This window comes from Chelatococcus albus (assembly GCF_030067675.1).
GTDB lineage: Bacteria > Pseudomonadota > Alphaproteobacteria > Rhizobiales > Beijerinckiaceae > Chelatococcus_A > Chelatococcus_A albus.
In genome coordinates, this window is the sequence record NZ_JASJEV010000021.1 from 1 (window position 1) to 18,175 (window position 18,175).

Genomic DNA, 18,175 nt, shown 5'->3' on the forward strand with positions numbered 1-18,175 from the left:
CCGGCAACAGCGGTGCGATGATCGTCCATTCCGCGTCCGTCAAATCGAAGCGTGCCATCGGAGCCTCCATCCGGAAGTCTTGAATCACCGACGACGATCAACCACAAGGGGTTTGGGTACACGACCTAGACCAGCACCTCGCGTCTGACCTGCGCCCCGATCCCGAACACGCGCTTGTAGCGCTCGACGAGCCCGTCCGGCCCCATGGCCTTGGCCGGGTTGTCGGAGAGCTTCACCGCCGGCCGCCCGTTGGCCGAGACGACCTTGCAGACGATGGAGATCGGGTCGAGCTCGCCGTTGGCCGCAAAGCCGCGGAAGTCGTTGGTGAGCAGCGTTCCCCAGCCGAAGCCGAAGCGCATGCGCCCGGCGAAGTGGCGGTGGATGCGCTCGATGGCGTCGACGTCGAGGGCGTCGGAGAAGATGGCGAGCTTGGTCTTCGGGTCGTGCCCGCGCTCGCGCCACCAGCGGATCGCCTCCTCGCCGCCCTCGATCGGATCCTTCGAATCGATGCGGATGCCCGTCCAGTCCGCCACCCACTCCGGCGCCTCGGCAAGGAAGTGCGTGCTGCCATAGGTGTCGGGCAGGATGATGAGGAGGTTGCCCTCGTAATCCTCCTGCCAGTCCCTGAGCACGTGGTAGGGGGCCTCGGCGAGCTCCTCGTCGCTGCCGGCGAGCGCGGCATAGACCATGGGCAGCTCGTGCGCGTTGGTGCCGACCGCCTCCACCTCGCGGCGCATGGCGATGAGGCAGTTCGACGTGCCGGTGAAGGCGGCCCCCAGCCCCTCCTGCATGGCCTGCACGCACCAGTCCTGCCACAGGAAGCCGTGGCGCCGGCGCGTGCCGAAATCGGCGATCTGCAGGCCGGGCAGGGCTTTCAGCCGCTGGACCTTCTCCCACACGCGCGTCATGGCGCGGGCATACAGCACCTGCAGCTCGAACTTGCCCATGTCCTTGAGCACGGCGCGCGAGCGCAGCTCGTTGACGATGGCGAGCGCCGGGATCTCCCAGAAGGTCGTCTCCAGCCACGGCCCCTCGAAGACGAGCTCATACTGCCCCTCGCGCGAGCGCAGCTCGTAGGGCGGCAGGCGGAAACTCTCGAACCACTCGATGAACTCGGGCGAGAACATCTGCCGCTTGCCGTAGAACATGTTGCCGCGCAGCCAGGTCGATTCGCCGCGCGTGAGCCGCAGCGTGCGCGCGTGGTCGAGCTGTTCGCGCAGGGCCGCTTCGTCGACGAGGTCGGCGATGCGCACGTTCCGCGAGCGGTTGAGGATCGAGAAGGTGACGCGCGTGTGCCGGTGGCGGCGAAAGATCGTCTGCGCCATCAGCAGCTTGTAGAAATCCGTATCGAGCAGCGACCGGATGATCGGGTCGATCTTCCAGTTGTGGTTGTAGACGCGGGTCGCAATGTCGGTCATGCGGAAGAACGCTCGCTCGACGGAGGCGGTCACGCGCCAGTCATAGCCGAAAGCGGGCGCGGGCGCGCGCGTCGCAATGCCCGCCCAGGCCCGGGCGCCCTGCACTGCATGCAAGGGTCGGGTGGGGCGCCGCCGCCACATTGGCGGCGCGCGGAGGCGGGCGCGCCGTTGCCTGCCGTCGTCCGGCGGGTATCAAATGCGGGCCTCAGGCCGATGCCCGCGTCGCGGGCCTGCGGCCGCCCGCCGCCCCCGGGAGCACCATGACGAGCGACAGCCCCTTCACCTGCGTGCTCGACGCGCGCGCCCGCCTCGGCGAATGCCCGGTCTGGTCGGTGGCCGAGGCGGTGCTCTACTTCGTCGACATCACGGGCCGTACGCTCAACCGCTTCGACCCCGTGGCGGGGACCAGCCGGGCGATGCCCGTGCCGGAGGACATCGGCTGCGTCGGCCTCGCCGAGGGCGGCGGCTTCATCGCCGGCCTCCGCTCGGGCCTGTGGCGGCTCGACTCCGGGGGCCGGCCCGAGGAGATGCTCGCCCGCAATCCCGAAGACCAGACCGCAAGCCGCTTCAACGACGGCCGCACCGATCCGGCCGGACGCTTCTTCGCCGGCACCATCGACGAGCCCAAGGCGGGCCGCAACGCCCATCTCTACCGCTACGACCGGCGCGGCCTTGCCGACATGGGCGGCGGGCTCCTCACCTCGAACGGCCTCGCCTTCAGCCCGGACGGGCGCTTCCTGTACCACGCCGACACGCCGGCCTTCACCGTCTACCGCTACCCCTACGACGTGGAGACCGGTGGGCTCGGCCCGCGGCAGGTCTGGGTCCACCTGACGCCGACGGAGTCCGACCGCGGCCGCCCGGACGGCGCGGCGGTGGACGCCGAGGGCCACTACTGGGTGGCGCTCTACGAGGGCGGGCGCGTGCAGCGCTACGCGCCGGACGGACGGCTCGTCGGCGAATATCCGGTGCCGGCCCGCTGCCCGACCATGGTCGCCTTCGGTGGCGAGGACCTGCGCACGCTCTACGTCACCTCGGCGCGCGACGGCCGCCCGGCGGAGGAGCTGGAGCGGCTGCCCTTTTCGGGTGGCCTCTTCGCCATGCGCGTGGACACTCCCGGCCGGCCGGAGCCGCTCTTCGTCGCCGGGCGATGACGGGCCGACGCGGGGAGGGGGCCGAAGGGGGGCGAAGGGGGCCGAGGAGGGGGAGGCAGCCATGCAGATCCGTCATCGCCGCAACATCCCGGGCAACAGCGGCAGCGCCGCGGGCGGGAGGGCTGCATGAGCGCGCCGCGCGACAAGCTCTCGGGCGCCGCCGCCCGGCGCGTCGCGCTCGCGGCGCAGGGCTTCGCCGAGCGGCGGCCGCAGGGCGCGGTCGACGCCCGCCATGCGCGCCGCGTCATCGCCCGCGTGGGGCTCGTGCAGATCGATTCGGTCAACGTGCTCGTGCGCTCGCACTACCTGCCCTTCTTCTCGCGGCTCGGCGCCTATCGCGCCGACCTCCTCGACGCCGAGGCCTATTCGCGCCGGCGCCGGCTCTTCGAATACTGGGGCCACGAGGCTTCCCTCATGCCCGTCGAGCTGCAGCCGCTCATGCGCTGGCGCATGCAGCGGGCGGAGCGTGGCGAGGGCGTCTACCGGCAGGTCGCCCGCTTCGCGCGCGAGCATCGCCCCTTCCTCGACGCCGTGCTGCGCGAGATCGAGACGCGCGGCCCGCTCGCCGCGGGCGATCTTGCGGCCGCCGGCGGCGCCAGGGGCAAGGGCGGCTGGTGGGGCTGGAGCGAGGGCAAGGCCGCCCTCGAATATCTCTTCTGGTCCGGGCGGGTGACGACCGCCACGCGGCGCAATTTCAAGCGCGTCTACGACTTGACAGAACGCGCCCTGCCGCAGGCCGTCGTTGCCCAGCCCACGCCCGATACCGCCGATGCCCAGCGCGAGCTTCTGCGCATCGCCGCCCGCGCCCTCGGTGTCGCGACCGAGCGCGACCTGCGCGACTATTTCCGCCTCGGGGTCGAGGAGACCCGGGCGCGCCTCGCCGAGCTTGTCGAGGCCGAGGAGCTGATCCCGGTCGCGGTGGAGGGCTGGCGCCAGCCCGCCTTCCTCCATCCGGCGGCGCGCCGGCCGCGCCGAGTGGAGGCGGCGGCGCTCCTCTCCCCCTTCGATTCGCTCGTCTGGGAGCGGGACCGGGCGGAACGGCTCTTCGGCTTCCGCTACCGGCTGGAGATCTACACCCCGGCGCACAGGCGCACGCACGGCTACTATGTGCTGCCCTTCCTGGTGGGCGAGCGCATCGTGGCCCGCGTCGACCTGAAGGCGGACCGCGCCGCAGGCTTCCTGCGCGTCGAGGCGGCCCATGCCGAAGCGGAGGCCGGGCCGCGGGAGATCGCCGCCGCGCTCGCTGCGGAACTGTGCACCATGGCCTCCTGGCTCGGCCTCGCCGATGTCGCCGTGCGGCGCCGCGGCGATCTTGCCGACGCTCTCGCGGCGGCGCTGCCGCGCGCGGATCTGCGATGATGGGGGGCTCTGCGACGCGCGCATGCCGGATGCGCCGGCCGCGCGGTTGACGCTGGCCCGGGCTCCGCGCCTTCATCGTCCTCGAGGACCCGCAAGGGGAGGGGGAAGCTCATGACGCTCGGCATCGCCGCGAGCGGTCCCGGCGCCGGGCGCGCGGTGCTCGCCACCATGACCGCCGCCGAGCTCCTCGGCCGCGGCGAGATCGGCGGCTTCGCCGTGCTCGCGGCGCTGACCGCGGACGGCAGGCTCCTGCGGGCCGAGACCCAGCGCGGCGGCACCTGCGGCCTCCTGCGCGACAATCCTCCCGCGGCCGTCGCGGCGATCCGCGCGGCCGAGCGTGTCGCCGTCATCACGAGCGGCCCCGACCGGCCGACGCCGCTCACCCGCTTCCTGCCGGGCGCGCCCGGCGTCGGGCTCGTCACCGGCCACCGCCTGCCCGACACGCCGGGCGCCGACGGCGAGCCGCTCAACCGCGCGGTGCTCGTGCGCCTCGCCGCCGGCCTGGAACCCGCCGCCGCCGTCGCGGCCGTGACCGCCTCGGCCCCGGAGGCCGATGCCGGCTTCATCGCGCTGGCGGCCGACGGGCGCCTTGCGCTCGCCGACACGGCGCGCGTGGCGCGCCGGCCGGACGCGGGGCGCTTCGAGGCTGCCGGGGACGGCTGGGCCGTCGGCCTCCTCCACAATTCGATCGCCGGTCCCCCGGACTTCGCGCGGAGCGTCGGCGGCTTCGCTGCGGCCTTCCTGTCGGGGGGCCGTGCCGCCGTCCGCCTGCTCGCGCTCGCCGCTCCCGTGCCGATCCGCGCGGCGGGCCAGGATCGCGTGCACATCGACGGCGAAGACCGCATCCTTGCGATCGAGACCGCCAATCCCGCGCTGCCGTCGGCCCGCCGGCGGGGCGGGGCGATCTATCTGGGCAGCGCCGTCCTGCGCGAGGGCCGCGTCGTCGGGCACACCGCGAGCGAGATCGTCGTCGACATGGCGGACGGCGCCGTGCGTGCCGTGGCGGCGGACCAGCCGCCCTTCGTCGTGGCGGAGATGGTGGATGACTGAGCCGGCCGCTGCAGGTTCCGGCCCCGAGACAGCGAGGAGACGAGACATGAGCGAAGCCGGCCCGCGCGACCCCGCGCCCTACGATCTCGTCGTCGTCAAGGGCCGTCTGCTCGACGGCCTCGGCGGCCCGGCGGTCATGGCGGACGTCGCTGTGCGCGGCGATCGCATCGCGGCGATCGGCGACGGGCGGACCTGGGCAGCGAAGGAGCGCATCGACGCCGCCGGCAAGGTCGTGGCGCCGGGCTTCATCGACGTGCATACGCACGACGACCGGGCGCTCCTTGCCGATCCGGCCATGACCTTCAAGGTGAGCCAGGGCGTGACGACGGTGGTCACGGGCAACTGCGGCATCAGCCTCGCGCCGGCGACGATCCGGGGCGACATGGTGCCGCCACCGCTGACCCTCCTGTCGCTCGAGCCCTCCGGCTTCTTTCCCGCGATGGAGGCCTACATCACGGCCTTCGATGAGGCGCGACCCGCCGTCAACAGCCTCATGCTCGTCGGCCATTCGAGCCTGCGCGCCTCCGTCATGGACCGGCTCGATCGCCCGGCGACGCGCGAGGAGACGCGCGCCATGCGCGTCATGCTGGAGCGGGCGCTCGCCGCCGGGGCGGCGGGCCTGTCGACCGGCCTCTACTATCCGACGGCGCAGGCGGCGACGACGGAGGAGGTGATCGGCATCGCCGCCGTCCTCGCCGAGCACGGGGGCATCTACACCTCGCATCTGCGCGACGAATCCGACCACGTCTGCGAGGCGATGGAGGAGGCCTTCACCATCGGCCGCGCCTGCTCCTGCCCGGTCGTGCTCTCGCACCACAAGGTCACGGGGCGGCACAACCACGGCCGCACGCGCGAGACGCTCGCCATCGTCGACCGCGTGCGGCAGGAACAGCGCGTCGCCCTCGACGTCTATCCTTACGCCGCCTCCTCGACGATCCTCGAGCCGCGGCGCGTGCGCGACGGGGAGAAGATCATCGTCACCTGGTCGACGCGGCGCCCGGACCTCAAGGCCATCGATCTCAACGAGCTCGCCGCGCGCGAGGGCAGGGACCCGACGCGCCTCGCCGAGGAGCTGCAGCCCGCCGGCGCCATCTACTTCTCCATGAGCGAGGAGGACGTGGCGCGCGTCATCGCCCATCCCGCCGCCATGATCGGCTCGGACGGCCTGCCGCAGGATTCCTGGCCGCATCCGCGCCTGTGGGGCACCTTCCCGCGGGCCCTTGCCCGCTACGTGCGCGAGATGAAGGTCATCGGCCTCGAGGAGGCGGTGCGCCGCATGACGAGCCTCACGGCCGCCCAGTTCGGCCTGCGCGACCGCGGCGTGCTGCGCGCGGGCGCCCACGCCGACCTCGTCGTATTCGACCCCGACACGGTGGCGGACCTGGCCACCTTCGCCGACCCCAAGCGCCCCTCGGCCGGGATCGACGCGGTTCTCGTCAACGGCGTGACGGTCTACCGCGGCGGCGCCGCGACCGGCCTCCGCGGCGGCCGCTTCATCGGCAAGGCGGGCCAGGCCGCCACCGGCTTCGACGTGCCGGCCTGGGCGGCGTGAGCCAGGCCGCCCGGGCGGAACTCAGCGGGCAAGGAAGGCGGGCACGCGCGCGAGCGCGTCGGCGCGCGCCGCCGGATCCGTGCCGGTATGCGCCGTGCCGCTGCCGTCGGCGCTGTAGGCGAGGCCAGTGCGTGTCCGCGGCCTGAGATTCGGGTGGTCGAAATCGTGCACCGCGCCGGGATAGGCAACGTAGGTCACGGCCGCCCCGGCCCTGGCGGCGAGCGCCGCGCAGGGCGCGGCGGGCGTCCAGTCGTCGGCCTCGCCGATGAGGAGGAGGAGCGGCATGCGCGTCGACCATGTCCCGCCCTTCGCCGGCGTGCGGCAGCCGGGATAGAAGGCGACAGCCCGGGCGAAGTCCGGCCTGCCGTCGCGCGCCTGGCGTCCCCGGTGCACGGCGTGGAGCACGGTCGAGCCGCCGTTCGACCAGCCGAGGAGGCTGACCGCGTCCGCCTTCACGTCGGGGCGCGACTGCAGATAGGCCTTGGCCGAAAGCGCATCCGCCACGCGCTCGCGGGCGGGCCGCACCGCGCGGTCGGCCGTGGCGCACAGGCTCTCGATGCCGCGCGACCTGTAGCTGTCGGGAAAGAGGACGATGAACCCCTGGGCGGACAGGCGCTCACCCCAGTCCGCGTGGCGCGGGCCCGGCCCGCCGCTGCGTCCGTACAGGCCGCCGCAGCCGTGCAGGGCGACCACCGCCGGGAAGGGGCCCCGGCCCGCGGGACGGTAGATCACGCCGGAGAGCGTGACCCCCGATCCCGGAAAGGTCACCGTCTCGAAGGCGAGGGCCGGGCCGGCGAGGAAGCCGCAGAGGAGGGCGGCGAGGGCGACAAGAAGGCGCATGGCGGGTGGTTCACGGGGAGGGCGGTCGATCGCCGACGGCGATGCTTTCGGTAGCGTAATGCTCCGGGCGCCGCCGCCGAGGGCTGTCCGCGCCCGGGGGTGCTGTTGCGAATCAGGCGATCAGGCGGGCCACGCAGGCAGCGCGCGGTGAAAGTCTGCATGGTGAAGCAGCTCCGGCGCCACTCGTTGACCGGGAAAACCTACAAGGACGACCTGCAATCCGTGAGCCGCCGGGTTACGATAGCAGATGGACCGCCTCTCCCCTTCCGCCCGCTCCGCCAACATGTCCCGCATCCGCGGCCGCGACACCGGTCCGGAGATGGCGGTCCGGCGCGCCCTTCATGCAGCCGGCTACCGCTTCCGGCTGCACCGGCGCGATCTTCCAGGCCGGCCCGACATCGTCCTGCCCGGGCTCCGGACAGCAGTATTCGTCCACGGTTGCTTCTGGCATCGCCACGAGGGATGCCGGAACGCGACGACGCCGGGCACCCGGACGGACTTCTGGCTGGCGAAGTTCGCGGCCAACGTGGAGAGGGACGCGCGCGTGGCCGACGCCCTCGAGGCGGCCGGATGGAAGGTCGTGGTGATCTGGGAATGCGAGGCTGAGCGCCCGGAGCGGCTGGTCGCCGTCATCCGCGAGCGGCTGCCCGCGCCTGCCGGTCGGCCACGACCTCGAGGAAGCCCCGGAAATCCATGAGCCATGCCGCCTGCCGCCCGGTGAATGTCCGGTGCAGCGCCGCGGGCACGACGAGCTGCAGGCCGTTGCGGGCCATCTCATCGGTCTGCGCGACCGAGATCCCGGGCTCGAGCGTCAGCAGGTGCTTGCGGTCGATCCGCGCGGCCTCGGCCAGCACCTGCCGCCAGCGGTCCTTCAGCGTCGACTTGACCCCGAGCATCGACAGGAGCAGCGGATCGAAGGCGGAGTCGTGGTAGGCGGCCGCGGACGGGAAGAGGAAGTCCGGCCGGCTGTTGCCCTCCGTCCGCGCCCCGCGCTCGTGCCGGATCCCGCGGGCGCCGAGGATCGCCTCGACATGGTTTTCGAGCGACAGGCCCATGCGCGACTTGCGCCGGTTCTGCACCGAGAGCGAGAAGGCGAGGAAGTCGTCGACATCCGCCTCTCCTGCGGCGGCGAAGCCCTCCCGGAGGCGCTCGGCCACGACGCGCCGCTCGAGCCTGCGGAACAGCGCCTCCTCGCACTCGATCCAGCCCATCAGCGCGCCGTCCGCATCCTCGCGCGGGTCGGGCGCGCCTGCATGCTTCCTCGCCGCGGCAGACAGATCGCGCGAGGGCGGGAAGGCGAGGCCCCATGCCGCAACGATGCGGTCGAGGCGGTCCGCCTCGGGCTCCGCCGGCTCGATGCCCAGCTCCTCGAGGACATAGTTCGCCACGAAGTCGAGGCCGCGGTCGTTGCGCCCCTCGTAGTCGGCGAAGCGGAACCCGCCGCCCAGATCGCCGTCGAGCCCGAAAAGCCAAGCGATCTGGTTCTCGAGGGTCGAGCCTTGTGGCGCGACCATGAAAAGGATCTCGTCGTCCGGCCGCAGGCCGATCACTAGGAGATCGCCCTCGGCCGCCATCTCCATGACCGCATTCGCCTTGAAGTAGAGGCGCCACTCGGCAGCCCGGTGCGGCTGGTTCCGCCGCGAGTCGTACCAGGAGACCGGGGCGGTGTCCGTCACGCCCTCGTTCTCGCCGCCCAGCCAGATGAAACGGGCGGGGCGGTTACGGAACTCCTCCGGCCCCAGCACCCGGCGCAGAGCCTCGACCCCGTTGAACTCGTGCTGGTTCGAACGCCGAGGGTCGGCCTCCACAGCGGCAAGCCGCTTGGCCGCGATGCGGACGAAATGCTCCGAAAGGAATCCGTAGCGCACGCCCTCACTCCGCCGCAACGGCGTCCAGCACCTCCCCGACGGCGACGGCGCGCAGGATGAGGGGCCGCAGATGGCGCGCGACGGCCGCGACGACCGGCACCACGACCGAGTTCCCGAACTGCCGGTAGGCCTGCGTGTCCGAGACCGGGATGACGAAGTCGGAGCCGTCGGGCCGCTCGAAGCCCATGAGCCGCGCGCACTCCCGCGGGGTGAGCCGCCGCGGATTCCTGCCGGGGCCCTGATCGACGAGGATCTCCGAACCGTCCTTGTGGTAGCGGGCCGAGAGCGTGCGGGCCACGTCGTCCGGCCCCGTCAGCCCGAAGCCGAAGCCGTTGCCCTTCGCGCGGTGCTTCTCGGCATAGGCCTGCAGGTAGCCCCAGAGATGGTCCGAGAGCGTGTAGCGCGCCTGCACGCGACCGTCCTCGTCGAGGAACTGCGGGTCGTGCTCGCTTCCGTCCTCCCGGTGGAGGATGGAGCCGAGGCGCGGTCCCGCCTCGACCGGCGGGATCTGCAGGGTCTGCAGCTCGGCATCGAGGCCGAGATCGTCCCGCACCGCCGCGATGAAGATCCGCTCCCGGTGCTGCGGCACGAAGGACCGCGCGTCGATGACGCGGTGGTCGATCCGGTAGCCCAGCTCCTCCGTCAGGACCGAGCGGATGACGCGGAAGGTGTTGCCGCGGTCGTGCGACAGGAGATTCCGCACGTTCTCGAGAAGCACCACCTTAGGCCGCTTCGCCTGGATGATCCGGGCGACGTCGAAGAACAGCGTCCCCTGCGCCTCGCAGGCAAAGCCGTGGGCGCGACCGAGCGCGTTCTTCTTGGACACTCCTGCGATGGAGAAGGGCTGGCAGGGAAAGCCAGCCAGCAGCACGTCGTGATCCGGGATCGATGCGGGGTCGACCTTTGTGATGTCGCCCGCGAACAGATGCTCGGGCCCGTCGCGGAAGTTGGCGCGGTAGGTCCGCTCGGCGAAGCGGTCCCACTCCGAGGTGAAGACGCAGCGCCCGCCGATGGCCTCGAACCCGCGCCGCAGGCCGCCGATTCCGGCAAAGAGATCGATGAAGCGGAAGTCTCCGAGCGGCAGGCGGGGCTCGCCCAGCCGGCGAAGCCGCGCCAGCGCCGCCCCGTCGGCCGCGACCTCGCCGTGCTCCCAGCGATAGACCGAGCTCTTCGAAATCCCCAGCAGGGCGGCAGCTTCGTTCAGCGACAGGGCCGCCGCGCGGCGAAGCTCGGAGAATTCGGTCATGTCGGCAGCCTCACCCTGGGAATGTTTTTCCCACCATTGCTTATGAACAATGCCCGAACAAGCCTTAACTTCGCGCTAGAGCATCACCCGAGCTGAGTGAATCGTTGGGGATTTTCGGATCGGTCGGTTTCTGATTCAAGCTGCCTGCCGGTGGGCATGTCGAAAGCCTTGTCGGTCGATCTTCGGGAGCGGGTTCTGGCCGCCGTGGCGGCGGGCGCGACGCACCGCCAGGCGGCGGAACGGTTCGGGGTCGGCGCGGCCAGCGTGAGTCGCTGGCGGACGTTGGAGCGTCTTCAGGGTAAAGCCCAGCCGAAGGCGCCCGGCGGCGACCGGCGCCCGGGACGGATCGAGGCGTGCAAGACGCTGATCCTGTCGCTGCTCGAGGAGACGCCCGACCTCACCCTCGAGGAGATGCGCCAGGCGCTGGCCGAGCGCGGCCATGTGTTCGGGTTCGGCACCATCCAGCGCTTCTTCAGGCGGCACCGGATCACGCGCAAAAAGACCGCCCACGCGACCGAGCAGGACCGGCCCGACATCCTGAAGCAGCGAGAGGCCTGGTTCGACGGCCAGCTCGATCTCGATCCCGAGCGCCTCGTCTTCATCGACGAGACCTGGGCCTCCACCAACATGGCGCGCCGCCACGGCTGGGCCCCACGCGGTGAGCGCCTGCGTGTCGGCGTCCCGCACGGACCTTGGAAGACCACCACCTTCGTGGCCGGCCTCACGCTGCGCGGCATGATCGCCCCCTTCGTGCTCGACGGCCCGATCAACCGCGTCGCCTTCGAGACCCATGTCGAGAAGGTGCTGGTCCCCGCGCTGCGCCCCGGCGACATCGTGGTGATGGACAACCTGTCCAGCCACAAGGGAGCCAGAGTGCGCGAGCTGATCGAGGCGGCGGGCGCCAGCCTGCTCTACCTGCCGCCCTACAGCCCCGACTTCAACCCCATCGAGAACGCCTTCGCCAAGCTCAAGGCCTGCTCAGAAAGGCCGCCGAGCGCACCGTCGATGGCCTGTGGACCGCAATCGGCCGCCTCATCGACACCTTCACGCCCCAAGAGAGCGCCAACTACTTCGCTGCCGCAGGATACAATCCAGAATGATCGGACTCTGCTCTAGTCAAGGTAACTGGTATCCATGTGCCGCAAACCCGTACGGCGAAGGGCGTCGAGTTGGTGTCCCCGGAATGCCGGAAGCCCACGGCGGAAATGGCACAGCATGGCATCCCGGAACTCATGGACAGGCCTTTCCCGTATCCGCCACCTTGGACCTCGTTGCCCAATTCGACTATCTCTTGGGGCAAGGGCCGGGCGTCCGGACTTGAGGTCGCGTCATGAACCGTTTCGACCGTCGCATCGCCTCGGGAGGCGAAGCCGTTGTGCAATATCTCGATGCGGAGTTCCGCGTCGTGCGTCCGGGCGCCTTCGTGCGCTGTGCCGTCACCGGCCAGCCGATTCCGCTCGACGAATTGCGCTACTGGAGCGTCGACCTGCAGGAGGCCTATGCCTCGCCGGCGGCGGTGATGGAGCGGCTGAAGGACCGCCGCAGGCCCGCCTGACGCGCGGCCATGGCCCGGTCCGCGGTCAGGTCAGGTCGTTCTGCGCCCGCCAGTGCACGACCGTGGCGTGCAGGAGGTCGCGCAGCCGGTCGGCGCCTTCGAAGGCGAGCGCCACGGGCAGCACCATGACGCGCGCCAGGAACTCGCCGGCGGTTCCGGAGAGCGCCGCGAGGCGCACCGCATCCTTCTCGGTCGTGACGGGCAGGAGGTCGCCGGCGGCGGCGCGCGCGGCGAGGTCCGCCACGTCGGCTTCCGTGAAGGCGTGATGGTCGGGGAAGGCGGCCCGTTCGACCACCTCGGCGCCGAGGTCGGCGAGCGTCGCGAAGAATTTCTCCGGCCGCCCGATGCCGGCGAAGGCGAGCAGGCGGCGGCCGGCGATGAGGCGCGCCGCGCCAGGCTCGGGCACCAGATGGCCGAGGAAGACGGGGCGGCCCCGCGCCTGGGCGAGGGCCGCGACCCGCGCGCCGGGCTCGCCCGTGCCCACGAGCACGAGCGCATGGGCCTGGGCGAACTGCCGGTCGAGCGGCGCGCGCAGCGGGCCCGCCGGCAGGCACAGCCCGTTGCCGGCGCCGCTTGCCGCATCGACGACGGCGAGCGCCAGATCCTTGACGAGGGAAGGGTTCTGCAGCCCGTCGTCGAGCACGGCGACGGTGGCGCCCCGGCGGTCGGCCTCGCAGGCGCCCTCGTGCCGGTCGCGCGCCACCACCGTCGGGAAGTGCCGGGCGAGCAGCAGAGGCTCGTCGCCGACTTCGGCGGCGGTGTGGCATGCCGGATCGACGACGACCGGCCCGGCGAGGCTGCCGCCGTAGCCGCGCGTGACGAAGGCGGGATGTTCCCCGAAGGAGGCGAGGAGTTCGCCGACCGCGATGGCGGTCGGCGTCTTGCCGGCCCCGCCGGCCGTGAAGTTCCCGATGCAGATGACGGGCAGGGGGCCTTCCGCGCCCGGCCGGCGCATGCGCGCCGCCGTCACCGCGCCGTAGGCGGCGCCGACGGGGCTGAGGAGCCGGGCGGCGAGGGTCGGTCGGGGGCGCCACCAGAAGTCCGGTGCCTTCATGGGCGCCTCCCCCGCCGCAGAAGATGCTCGAGCGTCGCTGGCACCGGCCGCGCCCCCCGTCCTCGTCGCCGACTCCGCAGGATCGTAACCGAGACGGTCAGCGCGCTTCCAGATGCATCTGGAGAATATAGGGCTCGATGGCGCGCATCGTGCGCTCGACGGCCCCGCCGAGCCCATCCACCGTCGCGGCGGCGGCACGCGCCATGCGGCGCACGCGCGCGGCGTCGGCGAGCAGCGCCGCCAGGCCGTGCGCCAGCGCCCGCGCATCGTTGACCGGCAGGGCACCTTCCGCCCGGTCGATGGCGGCATAGACGTCGGTGAAATTGTGCACGTAGGGCCCGTGCATCAGGGCGGCACCGAGCTTCGCCGGCTCGATGGGGTTCTGGCCGCCGCGCGGCACGAGCGAGCCGCCCACGAAGACCACGGGCGCGAGGCGATAGAACAGGCCGAGTTCGCCGATGGTGTCGGCCACGTAGATGTCCGTCGCCCGGTCGGGCAGGAGGCCGCGCGAGCGCTGCGAGCCGCGCAGGCCGTGCTCGGCGGCGATCGCCGCCACTTGCTCGCCGCGCTCGGGATGGCGCGGCGCGATGATGGTGAGGAGCGAGGGAAAGCGCGCCTGCAGCGCCCGGTGCACGGCCGCCACCATCTCCTCCTCGCCGGGATGGGTGCTGGTCGCGGCCCAGACGGGGCGGCCGGCGACGAGGCCGTTGAGGGTCGCGACCGTCGTCGGGTCGGCAGGCGGCGCCGGCACGTCGAACTTCAGGTTGCCGGCGACGACGACGCGCGGCGCCCCGAGGCGGGCGATGCGCTCGCCGTCGGCCTGGCTTTGGGCAAGGCACAGGTCGAAGCGCTCCAGCAGCGCGTGGGCGGTCTTCGGCAGGCGCTGCCAGCGCCGGAAGGAGCGCTCGGAGAGGCGCGCATTGACCATGATGAGCGGGATGCCGCGCCGCGACACCTCGACGATCGTGTTGGGCCAGATCTCGGACTCGGCCACGAGCACGAGGTTCGGTGCCCAGTGGTCGAGGAAGCGGCGCAGGTAGCGCGGCACGTCGAGCGGCATGAACTGGTGGATGGCGCCGGGCGGCAGGCGGCGGGCGAGAAGCCCGGCCGAGGTCACCGTTCCGGAGGTGACGAGCACGCTGAAGCCGCGCCGGGTCAGCCGCTCGACCACGGGGAGCAGCGAAATGGTCTCGCCGACGCTCGCCCCGTGCAGCCAGGCCAGCCGCCCGGCCGGCCGCGAGCGGCCGGGGTGGCCGCGCCGCTCGGCGAGGCGCGTGCGGTCCTCCTTGCCGCGCCGCAGACGCGCGGCGAGCACGGCGGCCGTCGCCGGTTCGAGCACGGCCATGCCGGCGCGGTAGAGGCCGAGCGGGAGGGTGAGCGGCCCGGTCATGCGATCTCCTGGGCGGCTCCTGCCGCCGTCTTCTCGCCGTTCTTCCTGGCTCCGGGATCGCGCGAGCCGATCAGGGCATAGGCGCGCGCGTGCACGGCGTCGAGTCCGTTCTCCACCGCCTGCCGGGCGCTTTCGAAGGCAGTGCCCTCGGCGTCGGCGGCCACGTGGATGGGCTCGCCGATGACGATGGCGCCGCGGCCGAAGGGCAGACCGATGGAGGCGCGGTCCCAGCTCCTGAAGTCGATGCGGCGGCTCGCCACCACCGCCACCGGCACGATGGGGCGTCCCGACATCCTGGCGAGCATGACGATGCCCGGCCCGCACACGCGCGAGACCTTCGGCACGTCGGCGGTCATCACCACCATCTCGCCCTGCGCCAGGGCCTGGAGGAGGCCGCGCAGCGCCGCCGCGCCTCCCTTCTCGCGCACGCGGGCGCTGCCCTTGCGGATGATCCGGTCGTCGCGCGCCCCCGAGCCGCGCACCGCCCTGACGCCCAGATGGCGCAGGGCGATGGCGTTGAACTCACCGTCCGCCGAGCGCGAGACGAGGGCCGCCGCCCGGTCCTGCGGCCGCTTGCCGAAGGAGATCATGAAATGCTGGCCGTGCCACATGGCCGCGATCACCGGCATCTGCGGGCCGACGCGGTCGTAGATGTCCGGCGGGTCGAGCACGAAGCGGTTCGTGCGGCGCACGAGGCGCAGATAGGCCGCGAACAGGAAGCCGAGGGCCTCCTGCGCGGGCCGGGACCGCATGATCCGCTTGAGGAGAGCCATGTCGCGCGATGGGCCCTCAGGCCTTGACGTCGGGTTCGAGCAGGCGGTGCAGATGCACGATGAAATAGCGCATGTGGGCGTTGTCGACGGTGGCCTGGGCCTTTGCCTTCCAGGCCACGTGCGCCGTGGCGTAGTTCGGGTAGATGCCGACGATGTCGAGCTTCGAGAGGTCCTTGAACTCGTGCCCCTCGAGATGGGTCAGCTCGCCGCCGAAGACGAGGTGGAGGAGCTGCTTGCCGGTCGTCTGGTCGCCGGTCTTCAGGTCGCTGGTCGTTTGTCCGCTCATGGCGATCGGTCCTCGGGAGGGGCGGGGGAGCCGGCGCGGGCCGGCGGTCAGGGCGGAGGGGGCTTGCCGGCAGGCGTCTCCGCCGCAAGCGCCGCCAGCACCGTCTCGTGCAGGGCGGCATTGGCCGCGGCGAGCACGCCGTGCCGCGGCTCGCGCCGGTTGTAGGGCGGCGCGCGGCCGGCGACGTCGGTCAGGCGCCCGCCGGCTTCCTGCAGGATGAGGTCGGCGGCGGCGATGTCCCAGTCGTGCGAGGCGGCCGACACGAGGCCGACGTCGATGGAACCGTCGGCGACGCGCGCGAGCCGCAGCGCCAGCGACGGCACCTTGGGCAGGTGGACGACGCTTGCCTCCTGCCGCTTGAGCGGCTCATAGAGCGGCAGCGGGCCGGCGATGCGGGCGGCGGCGAGCGCCATCCGTTCGGACGTGCCGATCGCCGCGCCGTTCAGGAAGGCGCCTGCGCCGCTGCGGGCCTCGTAGAGCTCGCCGCGGGCGGGCGCATAGACGACGCCGGCCACCGGCCGCCCGTCGGCGAGCAGCGCGATGGAGATCGACCAGTTGGCATCGCCCGCGACGAAGGCGCGCGTGCCGTCGATGGGATCGACGATCCAGACGAGCCGCCGCTCGAGCCGCGCCAGGTCGTCGGCCGTTTCCTCCGACAGCCATCCGGCCTCGGGCAGGGCCTGCGACAGGCGCTCCTTGAGGAAGGAGTCCACCGCCATGTCGGCCTCGCTCACCGGCGAGCCGCCGCCCTTCGCCCAGATGCGGGCGGAGGTTTCACGCCCGTCGCGGAAATAGCCGAGCGCCAGAAGCCCGGCCTCGTGCGCCGTCGCACGCAGGAGCGCGCTGGTGTCGATCGGCTGTCTGGGCGGGGCGACGAGCATCGTCCTCTCGATGGCAGGCCGTCGGGCGGCGGAAGAGTACGGGACGGCGGACTTCTACGCCGCGTCTTGCGGTGCGGCAATAGCAGGAGCCTCGCGCGCCGCACGACCGCCGCGGTATCCGTACTCCGTCCCCGCTTCCGGAAGGCGGCGCCGCGCCCGCGGCCGCCTCAGCCCACCGCCGCGAGCACGCGCGGCTCGACGGTCGCGGTACCGACGGTTTCCAGCGCCAGCCAGTCGACGACGCCGAGGAGCGCGGCGTGGCGGTCGAGGCCCCGGCCCCGCGCCTCCATGTACAGGGCGAGCTGCCGGTCGGCGCTCGTGCCGCGCGCCACGATGGTGCGGGCGCACTGGACTTCCCGCAGGCAGCCGAGCGCCCGCGCGTCGTCCGCGAGCATGGCGATGACCGCGTCGAGCGTCTCGCCGACCGAGCGCGCCGAGCGCGTGCGCTCGTCGACGAAGCTGCCGTGCACGCCGTAGCGCTGGGCCCGCCAGCAGTTCTCCGCGATGATGGCGCGCGAGGCGCCGGTCATGCCGGCATTGACCGACGGATTGCGGTCGAGATGGCGCACGAGGGCGCGATAGAGCGCGGCGATGGCGATGGCGTCGTCGAGGTGGGTGCAGCTGTCGGCCACGCGCAGCTCCAGCGTCGGATGCTGCAGCGACGGGCGCACCACCCACCACACGAAGCTCGCGTTGTCGATGGCGCCGGCGGAGACGAGCGTCTCGACGTAGCGGTCGTAGTCCTCCTGGCCGGCGAAGAGGTCTGGCAGCCAGGTGCGCGGCAGCTCGCGATAGGCGGCCAGGCGATAGCCGAGCAGGCCCGTGCGCTGCGCCTGCCAGAAGGGCGAGGAGGTCGACAGGGCGAGCAGCAGCGGCATGTAGGGCAGGCAGCGCGTCATGAGGTCGACGCGCCGCGACGGATCTGGCACCTCGACGTGCACGTGCAGGCCGCAGACGATGTTGCGGCTGCCGAGCATCTGCAGGTCGCGCATCAGCTTGTCGTAGCGCGCCGCCTCGGTGGCGCGCTGGTGCGCCCACATGGCGGTGGGATGCGTGCCGGCGGCAATGAGCACGAGGCCGTGGTCGCGCGCGATGGCGCCCAACCCTGCGCGCAGCTCGGCGAGGCGCTGGCGCGCGTCGGCCATGTCCTCGCAAGGGGGCGTCGCGACCTCGATCTGACTCTGCAGCATCTCGAGCTGCACCTCGTCAGGGAATCGATTCTTGCAGGATTCGAAGAAACACCTCTTGATCTTGCGGCGCGTGCCTCGCGTGATGGCGTCAGAAATGAAGTATTCTTCTTCAATTCCGAAACGATATGACCCCGTCATTCCCTGCTCTCCATCGCCTTGTCGTCAGAAAATCCACAAATGAACGTTCTGGTCATACCGAATCGAGCGACAGGCTCCGCCGCAATGCGTCCAAAATGCGGCGTTCTGCGCAAAGCCTTGTGCGACAACGGCGTGGTGAGACCTGCCTGATAACCGGCATCGGGGTGTTTTGTTCCAGCGGCGGATGGCGACAGAGTCGCAGCCGCCCGGGCCGCTCCCCCGGGGGCGGCGGGCGGGCAGGGGGACGCCTGCCGGAGGCGTCTTCGGCCCCGGACCCACGCGAGGTCCGGAAGGCTCTCCCGGTCCGCCGGATCGGTTCGGCGTGCCCGGCGTTTCGGGCCGCTCTAGGTCGTGGGCTCAAACCGTGTCCATAGCCTTGTTGCTGCGATGAGGACGGCAGCGAGGAAGTTCCTGGCGAGCT

General features: G+C 72.0%; 17 protein-coding genes. 7 read left to right on the forward strand and 10 right to left on the reverse strand.

The features are described from left to right. Positions 1–125: 125 nt before the first annotated feature. Positions 126–1,418, reverse strand: a complete 1,293-nt coding sequence (pncB, locus tag QNA08_RS18525; RefSeq protein ID WP_283742212.1) for a nicotinate phosphoribosyltransferase — start codon at positions 1,416–1,418, stop codon at positions 126–128. A gap of 260 nt (positions 1,419–1,678) precedes the next feature. On the opposite strand from pncB, the gene QNA08_RS18530 reads away from it, so the two are divergent. The 4 genes from QNA08_RS18530 (at position 1,679) to QNA08_RS18545 (ending at position 6,533) form a co-directional block, all read left to right on the forward strand. Further along, a complete protein-coding gene (locus tag QNA08_RS18530; protein WP_283742213.1) occupies positions 1,679–2,572 on the forward strand; it encodes an SMP-30/gluconolactonase/LRE family protein in 894 nt (297 codons plus the stop codon). Between the two features lie 126 nt (positions 2,573–2,698). Further along, positions 2,699–3,931 carry a winged helix-turn-helix domain-containing protein gene (locus QNA08_RS18535; protein WP_283742214.1) on the forward strand — a complete coding sequence of 411 codons (1,233 nt, stop codon included), beginning with the start codon at positions 2,699–2,701 and terminating at the stop codon, positions 3,929–3,931. Positions 3,932–4,042: 111 nt separating this feature from the next. Continuing rightward, positions 4,043–4,981, forward strand: coding sequence for a DUF6963 family protein (locus QNA08_RS18540; protein WP_283742215.1), 939 nt, complete (start codon positions 4,043–4,045; stop codon positions 4,979–4,981). 46 nt (positions 4,982–5,027) lie between these two features. Further along, entirely contained in the window at positions 5,028–6,533 is a 1,506-nt protein-coding gene (locus QNA08_RS18545; RefSeq protein ID WP_283742216.1) for an N-acyl-D-amino-acid deacylase family protein, read from the forward strand. A gap of 21 nt (positions 6,534–6,554) precedes the next feature. On the opposite strand, the gene QNA08_RS18550 is transcribed toward QNA08_RS18545, so the two are convergent. Next, a complete protein-coding gene (locus QNA08_RS18550; protein WP_283742217.1) occupies positions 6,555–7,373 on the reverse strand; it encodes a dienelactone hydrolase family protein in 819 nt (272 codons plus the stop codon). A 247-nt stretch (positions 7,374–7,620) separates the two neighbouring features. On the opposite strand from QNA08_RS18550, the gene QNA08_RS18555 reads away from it, so the two are divergent. Beyond that, entirely contained in the window at positions 7,621–8,070 is a 450-nt protein-coding gene (locus QNA08_RS18555; protein ID WP_283742218.1) for a very short patch repair endonuclease, read from the forward strand. Here the strand turns inward: QNA08_RS18555 and QNA08_RS18560 are convergent. Beyond that, positions 8,003–9,241 carry a type II restriction endonuclease gene (locus QNA08_RS18560; protein WP_283742219.1) on the reverse strand — a complete coding sequence of 413 codons (1,239 nt, stop codon included), beginning with the start codon at positions 9,239–9,241 and terminating at the stop codon, positions 8,003–8,005. The genes QNA08_RS18555 and QNA08_RS18560 overlap by 68 nt on opposite strands. Before the next feature lie 4 nt (positions 9,242–9,245). Beyond that, positions 9,246–10,487 (reverse strand): DNA (cytosine-5-)-methyltransferase, encoded by a 1,242-nt coding sequence (gene dcm / locus QNA08_RS18565; RefSeq protein ID WP_283742220.1) that lies wholly within the window; start codon positions 10,485–10,487, stop codon positions 9,246–9,248. A 156-nt stretch (positions 10,488–10,643) separates the two neighbouring features. On the opposite strand from dcm, the gene QNA08_RS18570 reads away from it, so the two are divergent. Both QNA08_RS18570 and QNA08_RS18575 read left to right on the forward strand, forming a co-directional pair. Continuing rightward, positions 10,644–11,587 (forward strand): IS630 family transposase gene (locus QNA08_RS18570; protein ID WP_422679954.1). Its coding sequence is split into 2 segments (ribosomal slippage): positions 10,644–11,463 and positions 11,463–11,587, totalling 945 coding nucleotides; the frame shifts between segments, so codons are not numbered across the junction. 230 nt (positions 11,588–11,817) lie between these two features. After that, positions 11,818–12,042 carry a DUF2093 domain-containing protein gene (locus tag QNA08_RS18575; protein WP_283742222.1) on the forward strand — a complete coding sequence of 75 codons (225 nt, stop codon included), beginning with the start codon at positions 11,818–11,820 and terminating at the stop codon, positions 12,040–12,042. 25 nt (positions 12,043–12,067) lie between these two features. Here QNA08_RS18575 and lpxK read toward each other — a convergent pair whose 3' ends face one another. The 6 genes from lpxK to QNA08_RS18605 form a co-directional block, all read right to left on the reverse strand. Further along, positions 12,068–13,096: a tetraacyldisaccharide 4'-kinase gene (lpxK, locus tag QNA08_RS18580; protein WP_283742223.1), complete on the reverse strand. Its 1,029-nt coding sequence runs from the start codon at positions 13,094–13,096 to the stop codon at positions 12,068–12,070. A gap of 97 nt (positions 13,097–13,193) precedes the next feature. Next, positions 13,194–14,486: a 3-deoxy-D-manno-octulosonic acid transferase gene (locus tag QNA08_RS18585; RefSeq protein WP_283742224.1), complete on the reverse strand. Its 1,293-nt coding sequence runs from the start codon at positions 14,484–14,486 to the stop codon at positions 13,194–13,196. After that, a complete protein-coding gene (locus tag QNA08_RS18590) occupies positions 14,483–15,259 on the reverse strand; it encodes a lysophospholipid acyltransferase family protein (protein ID WP_422679955.1) in 777 nt (258 codons plus the stop codon). The genes QNA08_RS18585 and QNA08_RS18590 overlap by 4 nt, the downstream gene beginning before the upstream one ends. Before the next feature lie 16 nt (positions 15,260–15,275). After that, on the reverse strand, positions 15,276–15,545 hold the full coding sequence (locus QNA08_RS18595; protein WP_283742226.1) for a DUF4170 domain-containing protein: 270 nt from the start codon (positions 15,543–15,545) through the stop codon (positions 15,276–15,278). Between the two features lie 47 nt (positions 15,546–15,592). Continuing rightward, positions 15,593–16,426, reverse strand: a complete 834-nt coding sequence (locus QNA08_RS18600; protein ID WP_283742227.1) for an inositol monophosphatase family protein — start codon at positions 16,424–16,426, stop codon at positions 15,593–15,595. A gap of 167 nt (positions 16,427–16,593) precedes the next feature. Further along, a complete protein-coding gene (locus QNA08_RS18605; protein WP_283742228.1) occupies positions 16,594–17,754 on the reverse strand; it encodes a carboxylate-amine ligase in 1,161 nt (386 codons plus the stop codon). Positions 17,755–18,175 lie beyond the last annotated feature (421 nt).

Excerpts from the sequence above, each read along its gene's own strand:
- QNA08_RS18545 (WP_283742216.1), top strand. The coding sequence starts at position 5,028 with ATGAGCGAAGCCGGCCCGCGCGACCCCGCGCCCTACGATCTCGTCGTC.
- QNA08_RS18540 (WP_283742215.1), top strand. The coding sequence starts at position 4,043 with ATGACGCTCGGCATCGCCGCGAGCGGTCCCGGCGCCGGGCGCGCGGTG.
- QNA08_RS18550 (WP_283742217.1), bottom strand. The coding sequence starts at position 7,373 with ATGCGCCTTCTTGTCGCCCTCGCCGCCCTCCTCTGCGGCTTCCTCGCC.
- QNA08_RS18585 (WP_283742224.1), bottom strand. The coding sequence starts at position 14,486 with ATGACCGGGCCGCTCACCCTCCCGCTCGGCCTCTACCGCGCCGGCATG.
- QNA08_RS18575 (WP_283742222.1), top strand. The coding sequence starts at position 11,818 with ATGAACCGTTTCGACCGTCGCATCGCCTCGGGAGGCGAAGCCGTTGTG.
- QNA08_RS18530 (WP_283742213.1), top strand. The coding sequence starts at position 1,679 with ATGACGAGCGACAGCCCCTTCACCTGCGTGCTCGACGCGCGCGCCCGC.
- QNA08_RS18595 (WP_283742226.1), bottom strand. The coding sequence starts at position 15,545 with ATGAGCGGACAAACGACCAGCGACCTGAAGACCGGCGACCAGACGACC.
- QNA08_RS18535 (WP_283742214.1), top strand. The coding sequence starts at position 2,699 with ATGAGCGCGCCGCGCGACAAGCTCTCGGGCGCCGCCGCCCGGCGCGTC.
- QNA08_RS18555 (WP_283742218.1), top strand. The coding sequence starts at position 7,621 with ATGGACCGCCTCTCCCCTTCCGCCCGCTCCGCCAACATGTCCCGCATC.
- QNA08_RS18590 (WP_422679955.1), bottom strand. The coding sequence starts at position 15,259 with ATGGCTCTCCTCAAGCGGATCATGCGGTCCCGGCCCGCGCAGGAGGCC.
- lpxK (WP_283742223.1), bottom strand. The coding sequence starts at position 13,096 with ATGAAGGCACCGGACTTCTGGTGGCGCCCCCGACCGACCCTCGCCGCC.
- QNA08_RS18600 (WP_283742227.1), bottom strand. The coding sequence starts at position 16,426 with ATGCTCGTCGCCCCGCCCAGACAGCCGATCGACACCAGCGCGCTCCTG.
- pncB (WP_283742212.1), bottom strand. The coding sequence starts at position 1,418 with ATGACCGACATTGCGACCCGCGTCTACAACCACAACTGGAAGATCGAC.
- QNA08_RS18605 (WP_283742228.1), bottom strand. The coding sequence starts at position 17,754 with ATGACGGGGTCATATCGTTTCGGAATTGAAGAAGAATACTTCATTTCT.
- dcm (WP_283742220.1), bottom strand. The coding sequence starts at position 10,487 with ATGACCGAATTCTCCGAGCTTCGCCGCGCGGCGGCCCTGTCGCTGAAC.